Annotated in this window: 16 protein-coding genes; 9 read left to right on the forward strand and 7 right to left on the reverse strand. The window is 59.8% G+C overall.

Going from position 1 to position 19,314, the window contains the following annotated elements; translation table 11 throughout:
• The first annotated feature begins 53 nt into the window (after positions 1–53).
• The 4 genes from AC19YY_RS25665 to AC19YY_RS25680 all read left to right on the forward strand — a co-directional run bounded on the left by AC19YY_RS25665 (position 54) and on the right by AC19YY_RS25680 (position 6,648).
• Positions 54–1,385, forward strand: coding sequence for a deoxyguanosinetriphosphate triphosphohydrolase (locus AC19YY_RS25665; RefSeq protein ID WP_169952616.1), 1,332 nt, complete (start codon positions 54–56; stop codon positions 1,383–1,385).
• A gap of 247 nt (positions 1,386–1,632) precedes the next feature.
• Positions 1,633–2,034, forward strand: a complete 402-nt coding sequence (locus AC19YY_RS25670; RefSeq protein ID WP_169952618.1) for a response regulator — start codon at positions 1,633–1,635, stop codon at positions 2,032–2,034.
• A 355-nt stretch (positions 2,035–2,389) separates the two neighbouring features.
• Complete coding sequence (locus AC19YY_RS25675) at positions 2,390–3,016, forward strand: response regulator transcription factor (protein ID WP_169952620.1); 627 nt, start codon at positions 2,390–2,392, stop codon at positions 3,014–3,016.
• A gap of 8 nt (positions 3,017–3,024) precedes the next feature.
• Positions 3,025–6,648 (forward strand): transporter substrate-binding domain-containing protein, encoded by a 3,624-nt coding sequence (locus tag AC19YY_RS25680; protein WP_500605079.1) that lies wholly within the window; start codon positions 3,025–3,027, stop codon positions 6,646–6,648.
• Between the two features lie 99 nt (positions 6,649–6,747).
• Here AC19YY_RS25680 and AC19YY_RS25685 read toward each other — a convergent pair whose 3' ends face one another.
• Both AC19YY_RS25685 and AC19YY_RS25690 read right to left on the reverse strand, forming a co-directional pair.
• Positions 6,748–7,230 carry a free L-methionine (R)-S-oxide reductase MsrC gene (locus AC19YY_RS25685; protein WP_169952624.1) on the reverse strand — a complete coding sequence of 161 codons (483 nt, stop codon included), beginning with the start codon at positions 7,228–7,230 and terminating at the stop codon, positions 6,748–6,750.
• Positions 7,227–8,117, reverse strand: coding sequence for an ATP-binding protein (locus AC19YY_RS25690; RefSeq protein ID WP_169952626.1), 891 nt, complete (start codon positions 8,115–8,117; stop codon positions 7,227–7,229). The genes AC19YY_RS25685 and AC19YY_RS25690 overlap by 4 nt, the downstream gene beginning before the upstream one ends.
• Positions 8,118–8,283: 166 nt before the next feature.
• Between AC19YY_RS25690 and AC19YY_RS25695 the strand changes: the two genes are divergently transcribed.
• Positions 8,284–10,608, forward strand: a complete 2,325-nt coding sequence (locus AC19YY_RS25695; RefSeq protein WP_169952863.1) for a hybrid sensor histidine kinase/response regulator — start codon at positions 8,284–8,286, stop codon at positions 10,606–10,608.
• On the opposite strand, the gene AC19YY_RS25700 is transcribed toward AC19YY_RS25695, so the two are convergent.
• The 3 genes from AC19YY_RS25700 to msrB form a co-directional block, all read right to left on the reverse strand.
• Positions 10,592–11,053 carry a MarR family winged helix-turn-helix transcriptional regulator gene (locus AC19YY_RS25700; RefSeq protein WP_169952628.1) on the reverse strand — a complete coding sequence of 154 codons (462 nt, stop codon included), beginning with the start codon at positions 11,051–11,053 and terminating at the stop codon, positions 10,592–10,594. The genes AC19YY_RS25695 and AC19YY_RS25700 overlap by 17 nt on opposite strands.
• Positions 11,050–11,535, reverse strand: a complete 486-nt coding sequence (locus AC19YY_RS25705; protein ID WP_169952630.1) for a glutathione peroxidase — start codon at positions 11,533–11,535, stop codon at positions 11,050–11,052. The genes AC19YY_RS25700 and AC19YY_RS25705 overlap by 4 nt, the downstream gene beginning before the upstream one ends.
• Before the next feature lie 134 nt (positions 11,536–11,669).
• Positions 11,670–12,062: a peptide-methionine (R)-S-oxide reductase MsrB gene (gene msrB / locus AC19YY_RS25710; RefSeq protein ID WP_029298046.1), complete on the reverse strand. Its 393-nt coding sequence runs from the start codon at positions 12,060–12,062 to the stop codon at positions 11,670–11,672.
• 203 nt (positions 12,063–12,265) lie between these two features.
• On the opposite strand from msrB, the gene AC19YY_RS25715 reads away from it, so the two are divergent.
• Positions 12,266–13,477, forward strand: coding sequence for a pyridoxal phosphate-dependent aminotransferase (locus tag AC19YY_RS25715; protein ID WP_029298044.1), 1,212 nt, complete (start codon positions 12,266–12,268; stop codon positions 13,475–13,477).
• 313 nt (positions 13,478–13,790) lie between these two features.
• A complete protein-coding gene (gene htpX, locus AC19YY_RS25720) occupies positions 13,791–14,678 on the forward strand; it encodes a protease HtpX (protein WP_029298042.1) in 888 nt (295 codons plus the stop codon).
• 57 nt (positions 14,679–14,735) lie between these two features.
• Here the strand turns inward: htpX and AC19YY_RS25725 are convergent, their stop codons facing one another.
• Positions 14,736–15,392, reverse strand: coding sequence for a thiopurine S-methyltransferase (locus AC19YY_RS25725; protein ID WP_500605080.1), 657 nt, complete (start codon positions 15,390–15,392; stop codon positions 14,736–14,738).
• A 103-nt stretch (positions 15,393–15,495) separates the two neighbouring features.
• Between AC19YY_RS25725 and AC19YY_RS25730 the strand changes: the two genes are divergently transcribed.
• On the forward strand, positions 15,496–16,263 hold the full coding sequence (locus AC19YY_RS25730) for a DODA-type extradiol aromatic ring-opening family dioxygenase (RefSeq protein WP_500605081.1): 768 nt from the start codon (positions 15,496–15,498) through the stop codon (positions 16,261–16,263).
• 98 nt (positions 16,264–16,361) lie between these two features.
• Here the strand turns inward: AC19YY_RS25730 and AC19YY_RS25735 are convergent, their stop codons facing one another.
• On the reverse strand, positions 16,362–18,035 hold the full coding sequence (locus AC19YY_RS25735; protein ID WP_017136163.1) for a DEAD/DEAH box helicase: 1,674 nt from the start codon (positions 18,033–18,035) through the stop codon (positions 16,362–16,364).
• A gap of 422 nt (positions 18,036–18,457) precedes the next feature.
• Between AC19YY_RS25735 and AC19YY_RS25740 the strand changes: the two genes are divergently transcribed.
• Entirely contained in the window at positions 18,458–19,249 is a 792-nt protein-coding gene (locus AC19YY_RS25740) for a crotonase/enoyl-CoA hydratase family protein (protein ID WP_169952637.1), read from the forward strand.
• The last annotated feature ends 65 nt before the right edge of the window (positions 19,250–19,314 follow it).

Here is a 19,314-nt window from a genome sequence, read left to right on the forward strand (position 1 = left end):
CCGCCGAACCGGGAAGCTGGGGGTCGACATTCATCCCACGGAGAGCCCTCGCCTTGGATTGGCCTACCCTGCTTACCCGCGAACGCCTTGGAAAACCGCTGCACAGCCCAGAAGAGCTGGGCCGCAGCCCGTTTCACAAAGACCATGACCGGATCATCTTCTCCGGGGCCTTTAGGCGCCTGGGCCGCAAGACCCAGGTCCATCCGGTGACCAGCAACGATCATATCCACACCCGGCTGACCCATTCGCTGGAAGTCAGTTGCGTGGGGCGCTCCCTGGGCATGCGCGTCGGCGAAACCATTCGCAGCGCCCTGCCTGACTGGTGCGACCCCAGCGACCTGGGCATGGTGGTGCAATCGGCCTGCCTGGCCCATGACATCGGCAACCCGCCGTTCGGCCATTCCGGCGAAGATGCGATCCGCCATTGGTTCCAGCAGGCAGCCGGCCGTGGCTGGCTGGACGACATGAGCAGCGCCGAGCGCAATGACTTCCTCAATTTCGAAGGCAACGCGCAAGGGTTCCGCGTGCTGACGCAATTGGAATATCACCAGTTCGACGGCGGTACGCGCCTGACCTACGCCACCCTGGGCACCTACCTCAAATACCCATGGACCGCCCGCCACGCCGACTCCCTGGGCTACAAGAAACACAAGTTCGGCTGCTACCAGAGTGAATTGCCGATCCTTGAACAGATCGCCCAGAAACTCGGCCTGCCGCAACTCGAGGAACAACGCTGGGCACGCCACCCACTGGTGTACCTGATGGAGGCCGCCGACGACATCTGCTACGCCTTGATCGACCTGGAAGACGGCCTGGAGATGGACTTGCTGGAGTACGCCGAGGTCGAGTCGCTGCTGCTGAACCTGGTGGGCGATGACCTGCCGGAAACCTACCGGCAACTGGGGCCCCAGGACTCCAGGCGACGCAAACTCGCGATCCTGCGGGGCAAGGCCATCGAGCACCTGACCAACGCCGCCGCGCGGGCGTTCGTCGAGCAACAGCAGGCGCTGCTGGCCGGGACCCTGCAAGGCGACCTGGTGGAACATATGCATGGCCCGGCCAAACGTTGTGTACTGAATGCCAAGGACATGGCACGCAAAAAAATCTTCCAGGACAAGCGCAAGACCCTGCATGAGATCGGCGCCTACACCACCCTGGAGATCCTGCTGAACACCTTCTGCGGCGCTGCCCTGGAACAGCATGGCGGCCGTACTCCATCCTTCAAGAATCGACGCGTCCTGGATTTGCTGGGCAACAGCGCGCCCCATCCTGACTGGCCGCTGCATCGCTCATTCCTGCGCATGATCGACTTCATCGCCGGCATGACCGATAGCTACGCCAGTGAGATGGCCCGGGAAATGACCGGGCGCTCCTACCCTCAATGACCCATGGCCCAGGCAGGTTTTCCTGCCTGGGCGCTTGCCTCGAAGAATCGACCTACGCAAGCACCAGAGCAGCCTGATCGAATTTGCCCCAACACCCGATGAATAATCACCCCTCTCTTATCCACCCCAGCGCTCAGCTCCTACATTCACGCAAACCCAAGATAGCCCGACGTCTTGCTCACAGGGCAAACAGACACAGGCACTGGCTGGCATCTTTGCGCCTACAGCTACTTCCACGGAACTTCCTATGCCCGAACGACAATTGCGCATCCTGCTGGTGGAAGATCACCCGTTTCAACTCCTGGCCATTCAGTGCCTGCTCAAGAGTTTCGGCTACGACCAACTGACACCCGCCGCAAATGCCGAGCAGGCAATCAAGTTGATGCGTACAACCGAGGTCCCCTTCGACGTGATGTTATGTGATCAATGCCTGCCCGACCTCACCGGGTTGGAGCTGGTGGAGATAGCCAGCCATGCAGGCTTTGTCAAAAGTGCTGTATTGCTAAGTGGCCTGCCCGCCCTCGAACTGGAATATTTGAAAACCCTGGCAATACAACGTGACTTGCGCCTGCTTGGATATTTGGCTAAGCCCTTGAACAAAGAAGCCTGGATCGAATTGATCAACCAATCAGCGCTAGCCCACGACTAACGAGTCCCCATCTGGCATTTACCCCCAAATCACCCGGCAAAGCTGAAGTACCCTACTGCATCAACATACCGAGAGCTGCCAAAGTAACTTTTCAAAATTTAACGTAGGACATTAAACGCATTCACAAATGAAATATCGCCCCCATCCCTCTTACAAATAACACTGCACAGCTTTCAAACCTTTCACCTAGGAAACTCTTACAACACGGCCAACAAAGCCTTAGCGCGTTGTAGTCCAATACCTTTTTTATGGTAGGAATTTTCCTGTTTTATATCTGCTCAGCCTTCCCTTCATGCTCCTACCCTACCTTCTGAGCTAATGTGCGCGCTTATTTGCACTAGTATGGAATTGGCTCATGAATACAGTCTTTATTATTGACGACCACCCGGTTATTCGACTTGCAATCCGAATGTTGCTGGAACATGAAGGTTACAAAGTTGTCGGCGAAACAGATAACGGTTGTGATGCAATACAAATGGTCCGCGAATGTCTGCCAGACCTCATCATACTTGATATCAGCATCCCCAAGCTCGACGGACTGGAGGTTCTCTGCAGGTTCAATGCAATGAGTACTCCAATGAAAACGTTGATTCTGACCGCCCAGTCCCCGACACTTTTTGCCACACGCTGCATGCGTTCAGGAGCCGATGGTTATGTCTGCAAAGAAGGTGATCTGAGTGAACTACTAAGTGCCATCAGGGCTGTACTTTCAGGTTACAACTATTTCCCAAGTCAAGCATTGAACACCACCGGCGCCGAACTCGGCGAAAATGAAGAACTGAATCTTTTCAAGTCAGTCAATGACCGAGAACTTATGGTCTTACAACTTTTTGCACAAGGCCGTACAAACAAGGAGATTGCCAAAGGTATGTTCCTCAGCAATAAAACGGTCAGCACTTATAAAAAACGACTAATGCAAAAACTCAAGGCCAAGTCCTTGGTAGAACTTATCGAGATGGCAAAACGCAACGCGTTAGTGTGAGAAACAGGATGCCAAGGCGTTTAAAGGACTATCTAATCATTTTGAGTGCCGGGCTGTGCTTGAGTACAGCCGTGTCAGCCACTCAAACCGCTCCAGAACGCTACTCATTGCTGAGTCGTGCCGGTACCGTTCAGTTGGACACCCAACTGAACCCCACGCAGCGCCAATGGCTACAAAACAAACGTGAGTTGGTGCTGGGAACCTCGACACCCGACTACCCGCCCTTCGACATAACCGCCAGCGGCCACGATTACGAAGGTATTACTGCCGACTACGCGGGGATCCTGGCCAAAGCCCTGGCATTGCCCGTCACGGTGTTGCGCTACCCCTCGCGGGAGGCGGCCATCCAGGCGCTGGAAGACGGGAAAATCGACTTGCTGGGCAGCGCCAACGGATTTGAAGCGAGCAACGCCGACATTGTCCTGTCAACGCCCTACGCGGTCGACCAGCCGGTACTGGTCACCCGTGACGCAGAAACCCGCCCGCTCAATGACGGGCTGGCGGGCATGCGCTTGAGCCTTGTCTACCACTACCTGCCGCTAAAGGACGTCGAAGCGCTGTACCCGAATGCGATCATCCAGGTCTATCCGTCTTATTTGAATGCGCTGAACGCCGTGGCCTTCGACCAGGCCGACGTGTTCCTCGGCGATACTATTTCCACCCATTACATGATCAACAAGGGCTACCTGAAGAACATCCGCATGGCCACTTTCGGCAAGCACGAAGCCTACGGCTTCAGCTTTGCCGTACACCGCAACCAGCAAACCCTGCTGGGCATCGTCGATGCGGTCCTGGCAGGCGTAGGGACCTACGAGCGGGAAAACATCGCCAAACGCTGGAGTGCGGGTAGCGATATCCTGTTGACCGACCACAAGCTGCAGTTGAGCCAACGTGAAGAGCGCTGGCTTAAGGACCACCCGGTGGTAAAAGTGGTCATCAACGGAACCCTCGCGCCACTGACGTTCATCGATTCCGACGGCCAGTTGCGTGGCATGACCGCTGACCTGCTGGAGTTGATACGGCTACGCACGGGCTTGCACCTGGAGTTCCAGAACACCCGCAACGTCAACCAAATGATCGAGCAGGTCGAGAACGGCAACGCCGATATTATTGCCGCCATCAGTCCCAGCCGCGAACGCGAAGCCAAGCTCGACTTCAGCCGTCCCTACCTGCAGAACTCCTACGTTCTACTGACACGCAAGGAGCCTGGAGCGCCCTCGACTCTTGAGCAACTAGCGGGAAAAAAACTCGCGATCACCGAAGGCAACCCCTTGGTGGACTATCTGCGCCGGGAGTATTCGCAGATCACCCTGGTGGAGGCCAGCGATACCTTCAAGGCCTCGGAAATGCTGGCCCAGGGGCATGTGGATGGGGCCGTCAACTCATTGGTTATTGCCAACTACTTCCTCTCATCTCATTTCTTCCAGGGCCAATTGCAGATCAGTTCGAGTATCGGTACACAACTGGCCTCGTTCTCCCTGGCCACCTCACGCAGCGCCACCGAACTGGCCTCGATCCTCGACAAGGCACTGCTGAGCATCGCGCCGGATGAACTTGGGGTGATCAACAACCGCTGGCGTGGCTACACAGCCGCATCCGACAGCTACTGGCGCAACTACCACCGCTTGATTATCCAGATCATCAGCGCCGCCGGGCTGCTGCTGCTTACATCCCTGGCCTGGAACGGCTATATGCGCCGGCAAATCAAGCACCGGCAGATGGCAGAGCGGGCCCTGAGCGATCAATACGAGTTCATGCGTGCCCTGGTCAATGAAACCCCGCACCCGATCTACGTGCGCGATCGCAACGGTTTGCTGCAGACCTGCAATGACAGTTACCTGCAGGTCTTCGGCGTCAAGCGCGAGGAGGTCATCGGCAAGAGTGTCATGCAGAGCAGCCTGGCCAGCGAGGCGCAAGCCAACCAGTATCATGCCGACTATCTGCGGGTGGTGGCCGAAGGCAAGCCGCTGATCGTTGACCGCCCGCTGCATATTCGCGGGCAACACCTGACGATCTACCACTGGATCCTGCCTTACCGTAACTCCGTTGGTGAGGTCCAGGGCATCATCGGCGGCTGGATCGACATCAGCGAACGTCGCCAATTGTTCGATGACCTGCGCGCAGCCAAGGACCGCGCCGATGAGGCCAATCGCGCGAAAAGCACGTTCCTGGCAACCATGAGCCATGAGATCCGCACCCCCATGAACGCGGTGATCGGCATGCTGGAGTTGACCCTCAAGCGTGCCGACCACGGGCACCTGGACCGCCCGGCCATCGAGGTGGCCTACAACTCGGCCAAGGACTTGCTGGAGTTGATTGGCGATATTCTCGACATCGCGCGCATCGAGTCGGGCCGCCTGAGCCTGGCGCCGGAGCGCGTCAACCTGCGCGAACTGATCGAGTCGGTAGTGCGGGTGTTCGATGGCCTGGCACGCCAGAAGAATCTCAACCTGCTGTTGGCGTTCAATCCCGGCGTCGACGAGCGTGACGTACAGATCGATCCGCTGCGCTTCAAGCAGATCCTCTCCAACCTGGTGAGCAACGCCATCAAGTTCACCGAACAGGGCGAGGTAAAGATCAAGGTGGATATCCAGGCCACCGGGCAGCCGCAGCAAATCCAGATGAAACTGGTGGTCGAGGACACCGGCATCGGTATCAGCCGCGACGACCAGCAACGCCTGTTCGAACCTTTTTCCCAGGCCGACAATTCCGGGCACCTGGCCAGGAGCGGCGCGGGTCTTGGACTGGTGATCTGTCGCAGCCTGTGCGAGATGATGGGCGGGCAACTGGCCTTGAGCAGCGTGCCCAGTGTCGGCACCCAGGTATTTGTCTCGCTGCAGATGACCAGCCTGGCACCTGCCTACCCGCTGATCGAGCTCAAGCCTGCGCCCCAGGATGCGGCAGCAATCCTGAATGTGCTGGTGGTGGACGACCATCCGGCCAACCGCCTGCTCATGTGCCAGCAACTGGGCTTCCTCGGGCACCGGTTCACCGCGGTCCAGCACGGCGCGGCGGGGTTCCAGGCCTGGCGCCAGGAACACTTCGACCTGATCATCGCCGACTGCAACATGCCGGTCATGAACGGCTATGAACTGGCCCGTGCGATCCGTGAACATGAACAACGGGAAAACATGCCGCCCTGCATCATCCTGGGCTTCACCGCCAATGCCCAGCCGGAGGAAAAACAGCGCTGCCGGGATGCGGGGATGAGTGACTGCCTGTTCAAGCCCATCAGCCTTACGACACTGGAGCGCCACCTGGCCGAGATCACCCCGACGGCGCCAGCGCGGATCTTCGACCTCGATAGCCTGAACGCCCTGACTGGCGGAGATCCGTTGTTAAGCCGGCGCCTGCTGGAAGAACTGTTGAGCAGCAGCCGTCGTGATCGCGAGGAACTGATGGCATTGCTCGCACAAGGCGCTCACCAGGACCTGATCGACCAGGCCCATAAGATCAAGGGCGCCGCCAGGATCGTCCAGGCCCGCACGCTGGCCGAGCAATGCGAGATGCTGGAGCAGGCTGGCGAGGATGCGGATCGGGCCCAACTGGCCATCTGGGTCAAGGCCATCGAAAACGCCATGTTCGATCTTGAGCAAGTGCTGCAAGAGCAACTGGATACCCTCACCCTGTAGGAGCCGGTTTGCCGGCGATGGTCGCTAACGAAGACGTGGGGCACCTGACGCCCCCACGCCATCGCAGGCAAGCCAGCTCCCACAGGCAATGCAGCTCATTCAGCAGGCAGTCAACCGCAGAAAAATTGCCGCCAGCCGCTCAATGCCCGCCTGATCCTCTGGCCTGAAACGCGCCAGTTTCGGACTGTCCAGGTCCAGCACCCCAATCAACCTCCCATCCTTGACCAAGGGCACCACCAACTCGCTGTTGGACGCACTGTCACAGGCAATATGCCCAGCAAACGCATGTACATCCTCCACCCGCTGGGTTTGCCGTGAAGCCGCCGCCGCACCACACACCCCTCGACCAAACGGAATCCGCACACAGGCGATCTGCCCCTGGAAAGGCCCGAGGACTAGTTCCTCATCACGGTTGAGATAAAAGCCCGCCCAGTTCAAGTCATCTAGCTGGTTGAACAGGAACGCCGAAAACTGCGCCGCGTTGGCGATAAAGTCACGCTCATCGGCCAGCAGCGATTCCAGTTGCGCACAAAGCATGGCGTAGCCATCAAGGCCGCTGCCCGCCTTCTGTAAATCGATCATGGCTGGCGCTCCAGCAATTTAAGGCCCACCCAGTACCGGGCGAATTGGTAGGCGCACCGGCCGTTGCGATTGCCGCGACCCGTGGCCCAGCGCACCGCAAGGATGTCGAGGGCTTCATCGCGCTGCCACTGCAAACCTGCCTTGTTCGCCAGCTCGCCGATCCAGTGCTCCACCACGTCCAGGAAGTGTTCCTGGGTGAACGGGTAGAACGACAACCACAGGCCAAAACGGTCGGACAAGGCGATCTTGTCTTCCACCGCCTCACTGGGATGCAACTCACCATCCACACGTTTCCAGTTGTCGTTGTCGCTCTGGTTTTCCGGCACCAGGTGACGACGGTTGGAGGTCGCGTACAGCAACACGTTTTCCGGGGCCTGCTCCAGCGAGCCGTCGAGCACGCTCTTGAGCACACGGTAGTCGCCTTCGCCAGCCTCGAACGAGAGGTCATCGCAGAACAGGATAAAACGCTGTGGCAGCTTGAGCAGTTGCTCGACCACACGCGGCAGGTCGGCCAGGTGGTCACGCTCGATTTCGATCAGGCGCAAGCCGGCCTTGGCATGCTGAGCCAGCAAGGCGCGGACCATCGACGATTTGCCCGTGCCACGCGCCCCCCAGAGCAACGCATGGTTGGCGGGCAGGCCGTCAAGAAACTGCTGGGTATTGCGCGCCAACTGCTCGCGCTGTTTGTCGACACCGATCAGGTCGGACAGGCGCATATCCAGGCTGACTTCCAGGGGCAGTAAAAAGCCGCTGCGCCCCTCGCGCTGCCAGCGGGCCGCCAGGCAGTGGTTCCAGTCAACCGCCACGCGAGGTGCGGGCAACAGGGGTTCCAGACGAGCAAGCACCGCATCGGCCCGCTCAAGAAAGGCATTCAATCGAGAATCCATGACTATTCCTGTGGCAAGTTCTTGAAAAAGATGGCGTATTGGCAACCCTGACGCAGTTGCCAGACGGCTGCACCTTAAAAAACGATTCATACCGGGCAAGGCTGGCGCTGAGGATGTTCAGCTATGCTTGCCGGGCGAAGGGAAACGTGAAGTGGCTCAGCACCCAATGGATATCAAGTTCGCCCACCGCTTGTCTTATAAACAAGCCAGACTGACTGTGCTGGTTGGTTTCGTGTTGGGAACCTTACTCAGCCTGATCCAAATCGGCATTGATTATGCCAGCGAAGACGCGTCCATCAACCGTGAAATACATGCGCTGCTTGAAATCAGTCACAACCCCGCCTCACGCATTGCCTACAACATCGACGCCGAACTGGCCCAGGAGTTGACCCTGGGCCTGCTGCACTCCCCCGCCATCACGCGGGCACAGTTGGTCGACAACAATGGCCTGGTGCTGGCTGACGTTGATCGGCCCCGCAAGGAGAGTAGCTACCGTCCTATCAGCGACTTTTTGTTCGGCGCCAACCGCCAGTTCGAAGACCGCCTGTACCTCACCCATATGCCCGGCGAATCCCTCGGCGTGTTACGCCTTGACGTCGACACCTACGCATTCGGCAGCCGATTCCTACGTCGAGCAGAGATCACCCTACTCAATGGCTTTGCTCGTAGCCTGATCCTGACCGGCATCCTCCTGGGCCTGTTCTACGTGATGCTGACCCAGCCCCTGGTGCGGATCATCCGTGAGTTGAGCACGCGCAGCCCCGGCAGCGCGCCCCTGGCTCGCCTGGATTGCCCGCCGGGGCACGAACATGATGAGATCGGCGTGCTGGTCAACGTCGCCAACCAACAGTTCGAGAACATGGAGACCGAAATCCAGCAGCGGCGCCACGCCGAGGACCGCCTGACCGAGTACCTTGGCCAGTTGGAAGACATTGTTTCGGCGCGTACCACCGAACTCAAGGCGATCAACCACCGGCTAAGCCAATCCAACGAAGAGCTGGAGGCCTCGAAAATCAACGCCCTGGGCATGGCCCAGGCGCGCGCGGCGTTCCTTGCCAACATGAGCCATGAAATCCGCACCCCGCTCAATGGGCTGCTTGGCATGATCGCGCTGTCTCTGGACAGCGCGCTGAACGCCGAGCAGCGCCAACAATTGTCGATCGCCCATGACTCCGGCAAGGTTTTGGTAGAACTGCTTAACGATATTCTCGACCTGTCCAAGTTTGACGCCGGGCAACTGGAACTCGAAAGCATCCCCTTCGACCTCGGCTCCCTGGTGGAAGACACCGCCAACCTGTTGTCGCAGAACGCTGCGCCCAGCGTGGAGTTGACCTGCCTGATCGATCCGCAGTTTCCTGCCCAGGTCGTGGGTGATCCGACGCGGGTCCGGCAGATTGTCAGTAACCTGCTGTCCAATGCCTTGAAGTTCACCCGGTTCGGTCGCGTCGATGTGCGTCTCAGTGCGCAACCCGACGGCGTGCGCATCGAAGTGTGCGACACCGGCATCGGCATTGCGCAGGAAGCCCAGGCGCGGATCTTCAAACCCTTCACCCAGGCGGGCGCCGGCATTACCCGACAGTTTGGCGGGACCGGCCTGGGGTTGGCGCTGACCCACAATCTTTGCGAAGCCATGCGCGGTCGGCTGACCATCAGTTCGGAAACCGGCTTCGGCAGCCAGTTCTGCGCCGAACTGCCACTTCCTGCACACACCCCAGCGACACGACTGGCGCCATTGAGCGGTGAAGTCGCGGTGATTACCGGGGCCAGCAGCGGGCTGGCAGAACTGCTGCACACCCTGTTGCCGCACTGGGGGCTGACGCCGCACTGCTACACCATCGACGATGACTTGACGGGCCTGGCACCGGACATCCTGATCACCGACTGCCCCGAATGCCTGTTCCGCCTGCGGCCGACCGTCAGCGCTCCGATCCTGCTGGTCACCGCCTACGGCAATTTCATGCCCAGCGAAGAAGTGGCCGCCCTGGCACCGCTGCAACAGCAGGCGCGCCCGCTGAGTCGCACGGCGCTGTATCAGGTCTTGCACCGTACCCTGCGCGCCGACAGCGAAATCGTCCTCGACCTGGCCCAATTGGAGACCAGCCCGGTTGCCCATCGGGCGCGCATCCTCTTGGTGGAGGACAACCCGGTCAATCAACTGGTGGCCAAGGGCATGCTCGGCAAGCTGGGCTGCGAGGTGGTGGTCGCGGCCCATGGCGGCGAGGCGCTGAAGCAGCTGGAAGAACAACGTTTCGATATGGTGCTGATGGACTGCAACATGCCGGTCATGGATGGCTACGAGGCGAGCCGGCAGATTCGCCGCAGCGGGCGCTGGCCGCAGCTGCCGATCGTCGCGCTGACCGCCAATGCCCTGGCCGAGGAACGCGAACGGTGCCGGGCCGCCGGCATGAACGACTACCTGGCCAAACCCTTTCGCCGCGAAGAACTCAACGCCCTACTCGACCTCTGGGTGCCGACTACGACAAATCTGTGATCTGCCGGAGCAACTGGTCCAGGCCATGGCGCAGGGTATCTGCCTGGCTCAGGTCCACGCCGCTGTCGCACAACAGGCGAGCCTTCAGCGGCTGGACGCGCTCACGCAGCGCCTGGCCCGCTTCGGCAAGGCTCAAGTGCACTTCACGCTCATCATGGGTACTGCGCCGGCGCGTGATCAACGTCAGTTGCTCCAGGCGTTTGAGCAGCGGCGTCAACGTCCCGGAATCGAGCAACAGCCGTTCCCCCAGCGCCTTGACCGTCGGCTGCGGCGGGGCAGCGGCATGCCACTCCCACAACACCAACATCACCAGATATTGCGGATACGTCAGGCCCAACTGGTCGAGCATTGGCTTATAGGCTCGTGTCACCGCCCGGGAGGCGGCGTACAGCTTGAAGCACAACTGGTCATCCAGGGCCAGGGATACGGCAGGCAAGTCAGTCATTTGAGCAGCGCTTCGATCTCTTGGGTCAATTCCTGGGGTTTGGTGGTCGGGGCAAAACGCTGGACCACCTGGCCGTCGCGGCCGATCAAGAACTTGGTGAAGTTCCACTTGATGCCCTTGGAACCCAGCAGGCCCGGCGCGCGCTGTTTGAGTTGCACAAACAGCGGATGGGCCTCGCCCCCGTTGACATCGACCTTCTTGAACAGGGGGAAACTGACGCCGAAATTCAGCTCGCAAAACTCGGAAATAGCCCCCTCGTCACCCGGCTCCTGCTTGCCGAACTGGTTGCACGGGAAGCCCAGCACCACCAGGCCCTGGTCTTTGTACTGCTGCCAGAGCTGCTCCAGGCCTTTGTACTGCGGAGTGAAGCCGCATTTGCTGGCGGTGTTGACCACCAGGATCGCCTTGCCGGCGAAATCCGCCAGGGTCTTTTGCTCGCCCTTGATGGTGGTGCAAGGGATGGACAGCAGGTTATCGCTCATGAGATCGCCTCGGACACAAAGAAGAACATGAAGCATAGTGTGCAATTGAATTGCATGCAATTTAATTGACCAGACTAATGACTCGACATCACCCCGCAGGAACCGGCTTGCCGGCTCCTACGAGGGGCATGGTGTCAGCGTGGAACCAGGTCCAGGCACACCGAGTTGATGCAATAGCGCAGGCCTGTAGGCGGCGGGCCATCAGGGAACACATGGCCCAAATGCGCATCGCACTTGGCACAGGTCACTTCCGTACGGATCATCCCGTGGCTCACATCCCGAATCTCAATCATCGCGCTATCAGCAATCGGCTCATAAAAACTGGGCCAGCCACAACCGGCATCGAACTTGGTCTTCGAGTCGAACAGCGGCTCATTGCAGCAAATGCAGTGATACACGCCATCGGTCGTAGTGGCGTTGTACTTGCCAGAAAACGGCCGCTCGGTGCCCTTGAGACGGCACACCTGATACTGCGCCGGGTCGAGCATTTCCCGCCATTCATCCAGGGTTTTATCCAACTTTTCCATCAATGCACCTCGACAACTGAAAAAGCCTGATCTGTGTCTTTTCCATGGATCAGGCGGCACGTATGATTGCGCCTCTTCAAAGCGCCAGTCTGGCACCCGCGTTATCGGCATTCAAACGTATTTATGGGTCAGGCCACACGCAGGATTCCCAGCACGGTAGTCTTCACATCGTCTGGATCGTTCATTTTCGGGATCACATCGCCATGCAGGTCAGCAAATCGAACAAGCTCGCCAACGTCTGCTACGACATTCGCGGCCCAGTGCTCAAGCACGCCAAGCGCCTGGAAGAGGAAGGCCATCGCATCCTCAAGCTGAACATTGGCAACCCGGCGCCCTTTGGTTTCGAAGCACCGGACGAAATCCTCCAGGACGTGATCCGCAACCTGCCCACCGCCCAGGGCTACAGCGACTCCAAGGGGTTGTTCAGCGCGCGCAAGGCAGTCATGCAGTACTACCAGCAAAAGCAGGTAGAAGGGGTTGGTATTGAAGATATCTACCTCGGCAATGGTGTCTCCGAGCTGATCGTGATGGCCATGCAGGCCTTGCTCAACAACGGCGACGAAGTGCTGGTGCCGGCGCCTGACTACCCGCTGTGGACCGCTGCCGTGACCCTGGCCGGTGGCCATCCGGTGCATTACCTGTGTGACGAGCAAGCCAACTGGTGGCCGGACCTGGCCGATATCAAGGCCAAGATCACGCCCAACACCAAGGCGCTGGTGATCATCAACCCGAACAACCCGACAGGCGCGGTGTATTCCAAGGAAGTGCTGCTGGGCATGCTCGAACTGGCGCGCCAGCACAACCTGGTGGTGTTCTCCGACGAGATCTACGACAAGATCCTCTACGACGACGCCGTGCACATCTGCACCGCCTCCCTGGCCCCGGACCTGCTGTGCCTGACCTTCAACGGCCTGTCCAAGTCCTACCGGGTCGCGGGCTTCCGTTCCGGCTGGGTCGCCATCTCCGGGCCCAAGCACAATGCCCAGAGCTACATCGAAGGCATCGACATGCTGGCTAATATGCGCCTGTGTGCCAATGTGCCGAGCCAGCACGCGATCCAGACCGCCCTGGGCGGCTACCAGAGCATCAACGACCTGGTGCTGCCCGCCGGCCGCCTGCTGGAGCAGCGCAACCGCACCTGGGAGCTGCTCAACGATATTCCCGGCGTCAGTTGCGTCAAACCCATGGGCGCCTTGTATGCGTTCCCGCGGATCGACCCGAAAGTCTGCCCGATCCACAACGACGAGAAGTTCGTCCTCGACCTGCTGCTCTCGGAAAAGCTGCTGGTGGTCCAGGGTACGGCGTTCAACTGGCCGTGGCCTGATCACTTCCGCGTGGTGACCTTGCCCCGTGTGGATGACCTGGACATGGCCATCGGCCGCATCGGCAACTTCCTGAAGTCCTATCGCCAGTGACCTCGCTTTCGCTGTACGACCCACAAGAGGTCGTACAGCGAGTATCTGGCAACACATCTACGCGCCACACTGGCAGAAACACCCGTTGGCTTCACTCTCTTCCCTTCTACCCTGCACTTTCCAGTAATCACGGGGCCCAACGGCTTATGGAGGGGAATTTCCATGGGCATAAAGCCTCGGAAAATCCCTGCAAGGTTCTACATTCGCGCTGTAGGACACAGTTTGAAATAGTCGCCCGGTTGAATAGCCCACTGCCGCACCTTATATACCCCGCAGTACGCGACATATTAAGCATGAGGAGAATTCTACAACCATGATGCGCATCCTGCTGTTCTTGGCCACTAACCTGGCGGTCGTGCTGATTGCCAGCATCACCCTGAGCCTTTTCGGCTTCAACGGGTTCATGGCGGCCAACGGGGTTGATCTGAACCTCAATCAGCTGCTGGTTTTCTGTGCCGTCTTTGGTTTTGCCGGCTCGATCTTCTCGTTGTTCATCTCCAAGTGGATGGCGAAGATGAGCACCAGCACCCAGATCATCACCCAGCCGCGCACCCGGCATGAGCAATGGCTGCTGCAAACCGTCGAGCAACTGTCCCGCGAAGCCGGGATCAAGATGCCTGAAGTCGGGATCTTCCCGGCCTACGAGGCCAACGCCTTTGCCACTGGCTGGAACAAGAACGATGCTCTTGTTGCCGTCAGCCAGGGTTTGCTCGAGCGTTTCTCGCCCGACGAAGTGAAGGCCGTGCTGGCCCACGAGATCGGCCACGTCGCCAACGGTGACATGGTTACCCTGGCACTGGTGCAGGGCGTGGTGAACACCTTTGTGATGTTCTTTGCGCGGATCATCGGCAACTTTGTCGACAAGGTGATCTTCAAGAACGAAGGCGGCCAGGGTATCGCCTACTACGTGGCGACCATCTTTGCCGAACTGGTACTGGGCTTCCTCGCCAGCTCCATCGTGATGTGGTTCTCGCGCAAACGCGAGTTCCGCGCCGACGAAGCCGGTGCCCAACTGGCCGGTACTGCCGCGATGATCGGTGCCCTGCAACGCCTGCGCTCCGAACAGGGCCTGCCAGTGCACATGCCTGACACCCTGAATGCCTTCGGCATCAACGGTGGCGTCAAGCAAGGCCTGGCGCGGATGTTCATGAGCCACCCGCCACTGGAAGAGCGGATCGACGCACTGCGTCGTCGCGGCTGACAGCCAAAGGGTAGAAAAAGGGGCGACTGAATCGCCCCTTTTTTGTGGGTGCGTGTTTTACCGCTGCGCCAACTGGTAAACCCGCTCCTCAAGGCGCGTGACACCGCCCTGGGCGAACTTCGGGCTCTCGGCCAGGATATCCCGCTGCTCCAGGACGCTCAGGCGCCAGCGTCCTGCCAGCAGCCTCCGGACTTCCTCATCACTGACCGCGAACGGCGGCCCGGCCTTCAGGGCCTGCTCATAATCCAGGCTGATCAACAGGCCACTTTGCACCTGGGGCGCAATCGCCTGCAAATGCGCGGCATAGCGCTCACGCATCAACGGCGGCAAGGCAATCAGCGCCGCACGGTCATACAGGGCGGCGCACCCTGCCACATCTTCACGGCTCAATTCGAAGAAATCGCCGCACCACAGCTCGATAGTGCCAGCCTGATAAACCTTGAAACTGCCCCGCTGGCTGACTTGTGCAGCCAGGCACTGCTCCTGGAAAAACTCCTCCACGGCCTTTTCCGACAGCTCCACACCCAGGACCCGGCAGCCCTGCTGCGCCAGCCACATCAGGTCCAGGCTTTTGCCGCACAGCGGCACGAGCACCCGGGCCCCGCCGACCAACCCCAGCCCCGGCCAGTGTCGCTGCAAATAGGGATTGACCTCAGGCAGGTGAAAGCCGATCTGATTACGTGCCCAGCGGTCATGCCAAAAGGTGGATTCCATGAATAGCCCAAAAAATTCGATCAAATGGCGCTAAAACTTATATTAGATTTAGATCAATGATCTGATTAAAGATGGTCCCATCTTAACCTTGAGGACCCTGCTCATGCTGCCCAGCCTGTTTATTTCCCACGGCTCGCCCATGCTTGCCCTACAACCTGGCGCCAGCGGGCCGGTTCTTGCACGCCTGGCCGCCACCCTGCCCCGCCCCAAGGCGATCGTTGTGATGTCCGCACATTGGGAAAGCCGTGAACTGCTGGTCAGCGCCAGCCCTGCCCCAGAGACCTGGCACGACTTCGGTGGTTTCCCTCGCGAGCTGTTTGCGGTGCAGTATCCAGCGCCCGGCGATCCGGCACTGGCGCAACAGATCGTCGAGCTGCTCGCCGCCGATGGCCTGCCCGCCCGCCTAGACCACCAGCGCCCGTTCGACCATGGCACCTGGGTGCCGCTGTCTTTGATGTACCCGACGGCCGATATCCCGGTGGTGCAGGTCTCCCTGCCCAGCCACATGGGTCCGACGCTGCAAACCCGAATCGGCCAGGCATTGCGCAGCTTGCGCGAACAAGGCGTGTTGTTGATCGGCTCGGGCAGCATCACCCATAACCTCGGTGAGCTGGACTGGCGGGCCGGCCCGGAAAGCATCGAGCCCTGGGCACGAGAGTTCCGCGACTGGGTCGTCGACAAACTCGACACCCAGGATGAAGCCGCCTTGCACGACTACCGCCGCCAGGCGCCCCACGCGGTGCGCAGCCATCCCAGCGATGAGCACTTATTGCCGCTGTACTTCGCCCGCGGCGCGGGTGGGCAGTTCAGCGTGGCCCATCAGGGGTTCACCCTGGGCGCGCTGGGGATGGATATCTATCGCTTTGATTAGCCGCGGCTTTTTGTAGGGGCCCGGTAAAACCCAGGCAAAAAAAATCCCCGAACCAGTCGGGGATTTTTTTATGTTCGATCAATCAACCCAAGGGTCGATCAATCTTCGCGATAGCGACGCAGCTTGAGCTGCTTGCCAGCAACGCGGGTGTCCTTCAACTTGGCCAGCAATTTCTCCAGGCCATCTTCCGGCAGCTCCACCAGGGAGAAGCTGTCACGCACCTGGATGCGACCGATCGCTTCACGTGCCAGGCCACCCTCGTTGAGGATAGCGCCCAGCAGGTTCTTGGCAGCGATGCCATCACGCGCGCCCAGCGCGGTACGGCAGCGAGCACGGCCTTCGGCCAATGGAACCGGAGCACGACGCTCACGATCGCCACGGTCCGGACGATCACCGGTACGCTCTGGACGATCACCGCGCGGAGCGTTGTTCGGCACCAGTGGACGTTCTTTTTCGATCGCGGCCAGAGTCAGGGCCTGACCGTTGGTAGCCTTGCGCAGCAGGGCCGCAGCCAGGGCACGCGGGGTGCAACCGATATCGGCGGTCAGGCGGTCCAGCAGGTCGCCGTGGGTCGATTCAGCGTCAGCCACCAGCGGCGACAGGCTGTTGGTCAGTTTCTTGATGCGCGCATCGAGAACAGCCTGGGCATCCGGCAGACGGACTTCGGCAACTTTCTGACCGGTTACACGCTCGATCACTTGCAGCATGCGGCGCTCACGTGGAGTCACCAGCAGCAGTGCACGACCTTCGCGACCGGCACGGCCAGTACGGCCGATACGGTGAACGTAGGACTCTGGATCGTACGGCATGTCCACGTTGAACACGTGGGTGATACGCGGAACGTCGAGACCACGAGCCGCTACGTCGGTCGCCACAACGATGTCCAGACGGCCATCCTTGAGGGAGTCGATCACGCGCTCACGTTGGTTCTGGGCAATGTCACCGTTCAGCGCAGCGGCTTTGTAGCCTTTGGCTTCCAGGGCACTGGCCAGGTCCAGGGTCGCTTGCTTGGTGCGCACGAACATGATCAGGGCGTCGAAGTCTTCGACTTCCAGCAGGCTCAATACAGCCGAGGTCTTCTGGTCAGCGTGAACCAACAGGTGAGCCTGTTCGATCGCGGTAACGGTCTGAGTCTTGGTCTGGATCTTCACGTGTTGCGGATCGCGCAGATGGCGTTCGGCAATGGCGCGGATAGACTGTGGCAGGGTAGCCGAGAACAGTACGGTCTGACGGGTCGGTGGCAGTGCCTTGAAGATGACTTCCAGGTCATCCATGAAGCCCAGCTTCAACATTTCGTCAGCTTCGTCGAGAACCAGGTGGTTCACGGTCGACAGTACTTTTTCGTCACGGCGCAGGTGGTCGCACAGACGGCCCGGGGTGGCGACAACGATCTGTGCACCATTACGGATTGCTTTCAGTTGTGGGCCCATAGGCGCGCCGCCGTAAACGGCCACAACGGTAACGCCTGGCATTTGCTTGGCGTAGGTTTCGAAAGCGGTTGCTACTTGCAGCGCCAACTCACGGGTTGGCGCCAGGATCAGGGCTTGCGGCTCGCGCTTGGCAGGATCGATGCAGTGCAGGATAGGCAGGGCGAACGCGGCGGTTTTACCGGTACCGGTTTGCGCCTGGCCAATCATGTCTTGGCCGGCCATGATGATCGGGATCGATTGCTGCTGAATAGCCGAAGGTTCTTCGTAGCCGGTCGCAATGACGGCAGCAAGAATGTTCGGGTTAAGATTAAAAGCGGCGAAGCCGCCGGTTTCCTGGGTCATGGGTCTGCCTCTAAGTGCATCCGCAAAGACCCATGCTCCAAAGCTGCGCATGCCGTGTTGAGACTCAAGAGTCGCCCTGGCTGCTTTGTCGGCGGGGATTTGCGAAAACGAATGAATGAAAAAGATTCGTCAAGGGAGAGTCCGCTGTGCGGACGTGCAGCCGAAGCTGACTTCGGGGAATTGCGCTACCTAAACGCGGCCCGGTTAAAGGCCGGCGCGCACTATACCGGAAATCCCTGAAAAAGGGAGCTTTTTTTATCGGAAAAGACCATTCAACTGCTCTGCGTCACAGGCTTTGCGCTTCCTCGCAGGAGCGTCTATTTTTCAAAGGCCCGGCCCTGTTGGTCATTGCGCTTAAACGCTTCACCTTTTGCAGCGGGCCCTTCGGTCCGAAACTGCCTTTCGCGCCCGAGGATCCAGCCATGAGTCAAGCCAGCAGCAGCCGCGTCAGCCGTGAACTACAAGGGCATGTCCTGCTGCTTGGGCTCGATCGGGTAGCCAAGCGCAACGCCTTTGATCTCGACCTCCTCAACGAACTGAGCCTGGCCTATGGCGAATTCGACCGCAACGAAGAAGCGCGGGTGGCCGTGGTGTTCGGGCATGGCGACCACTTCACCGCCGGGCTGGACCTGATCAACGTCGCGCACACCATGGCCCAAGGCTGGCAACCGCCGCTAGGCGGCTGCGATCCGTGGGGTGTGTTCGCCGGGCCCAGGGTCAGCAAACCGGTGATCGTGGCCGCCCAGGGCTACTGCCTGACCATCGGTATCGAATTGATGCTCGCAGCAGACATCAACCTGTGTGCCAGCAATACGCGCTTTGCGCAGATGGAAGTACAACGTGGGATCTTTCCTTTTGGTGGCGCCACCCTGCGCCTGCACCAGATTGCCGGCTGGGGCAACGCCATGCGCTGGCTGCTCACGGGTGACGAGTTCGATGCCCATGAGGCCCTGCGCCTGGGGTTGGTGCAGGAGGTCATGGCCAGCGAAGACCTGCTGCCCCGGGCGCTGGCGCTGGCCAACCGGATTGCCAGCCAGGCGCCGTTGGGCGTGCAGGCGACGTTGACATCGGCACGCCAGGCGCGGGATGAGGGCGAGACCGCTGCGGCGGCCGGGTTGCCGGCGCTGGTGGAGAAACTGCTGGGCAGCGAGGATGCCAAGGAAGGGGTACGGGCGATGCTGGAGAAGCGGCCGGGGGTGTTCAAGGGGTTGTGAACAGACAGTGATGGCCTCATCGCCGGCAAGCCCGCTCCCACAGGGGGAGATCTTGGCCATGCAGA

Source organism: Pseudomonas sp. MF09156 (genome assembly GCF_059862305.1).

Excerpts from the sequence above, each read along its gene's own strand:
- AC19YY_RS25670 (WP_169952618.1), top strand. The coding sequence starts at position 1,633 with ATGCCCGAACGACAATTGCGCATCCTGCTGGTGGAAGATCACCCGTTT.
- AC19YY_RS25675 (WP_169952620.1), top strand. The coding sequence starts at position 2,390 with ATGAATACAGTCTTTATTATTGACGACCACCCGGTTATTCGACTTGCA.
- AC19YY_RS25680 (WP_500605079.1), top strand. The coding sequence starts at position 3,025 with ATGCCAAGGCGTTTAAAGGACTATCTAATCATTTTGAGTGCCGGGCTG.
- AC19YY_RS25685 (WP_169952624.1), bottom strand. The coding sequence starts at position 7,230 with ATGATCGATTTACAGAAGGCGGGCAGCGGCCTTGATGGCTACGCCATG.
- AC19YY_RS25690 (WP_169952626.1), bottom strand. The coding sequence starts at position 8,117 with ATGGATTCTCGATTGAATGCCTTTCTTGAGCGGGCCGATGCGGTGCTT.
- AC19YY_RS25695 (WP_169952863.1), top strand. The coding sequence starts at position 8,284 with ATGGATATCAAGTTCGCCCACCGCTTGTCTTATAAACAAGCCAGACTG.
- AC19YY_RS25700 (WP_169952628.1), bottom strand. The coding sequence starts at position 11,053 with ATGACTGACTTGCCTGCCGTATCCCTGGCCCTGGATGACCAGTTGTGC.
- AC19YY_RS25705 (WP_169952630.1), bottom strand. The coding sequence starts at position 11,535 with ATGAGCGATAACCTGCTGTCCATCCCTTGCACCACCATCAAGGGCGAG.
- msrB (WP_029298046.1), bottom strand. The coding sequence starts at position 12,062 with ATGGAAAAGTTGGATAAAACCCTGGATGAATGGCGGGAAATGCTCGAC.
- AC19YY_RS25715 (WP_029298044.1), top strand. The coding sequence starts at position 12,266 with ATGCAGGTCAGCAAATCGAACAAGCTCGCCAACGTCTGCTACGACATT.
- htpX (WP_029298042.1), top strand. The coding sequence starts at position 13,791 with ATGATGCGCATCCTGCTGTTCTTGGCCACTAACCTGGCGGTCGTGCTG.
- AC19YY_RS25725 (WP_500605080.1), bottom strand. The coding sequence starts at position 15,392 with ATGGAATCCACCTTTTGGCATGACCGCTGGGCACGTAATCAGATCGGC.
- AC19YY_RS25730 (WP_500605081.1), top strand. The coding sequence starts at position 15,496 with ATGCTGCCCAGCCTGTTTATTTCCCACGGCTCGCCCATGCTTGCCCTA.
- AC19YY_RS25735 (WP_017136163.1), bottom strand. The coding sequence starts at position 18,035 with ATGACCCAGGAAACCGGCGGCTTCGCCGCTTTTAATCTTAACCCGAAC.
- AC19YY_RS25740 (WP_169952637.1), top strand. The coding sequence starts at position 18,458 with ATGAGTCAAGCCAGCAGCAGCCGCGTCAGCCGTGAACTACAAGGGCAT.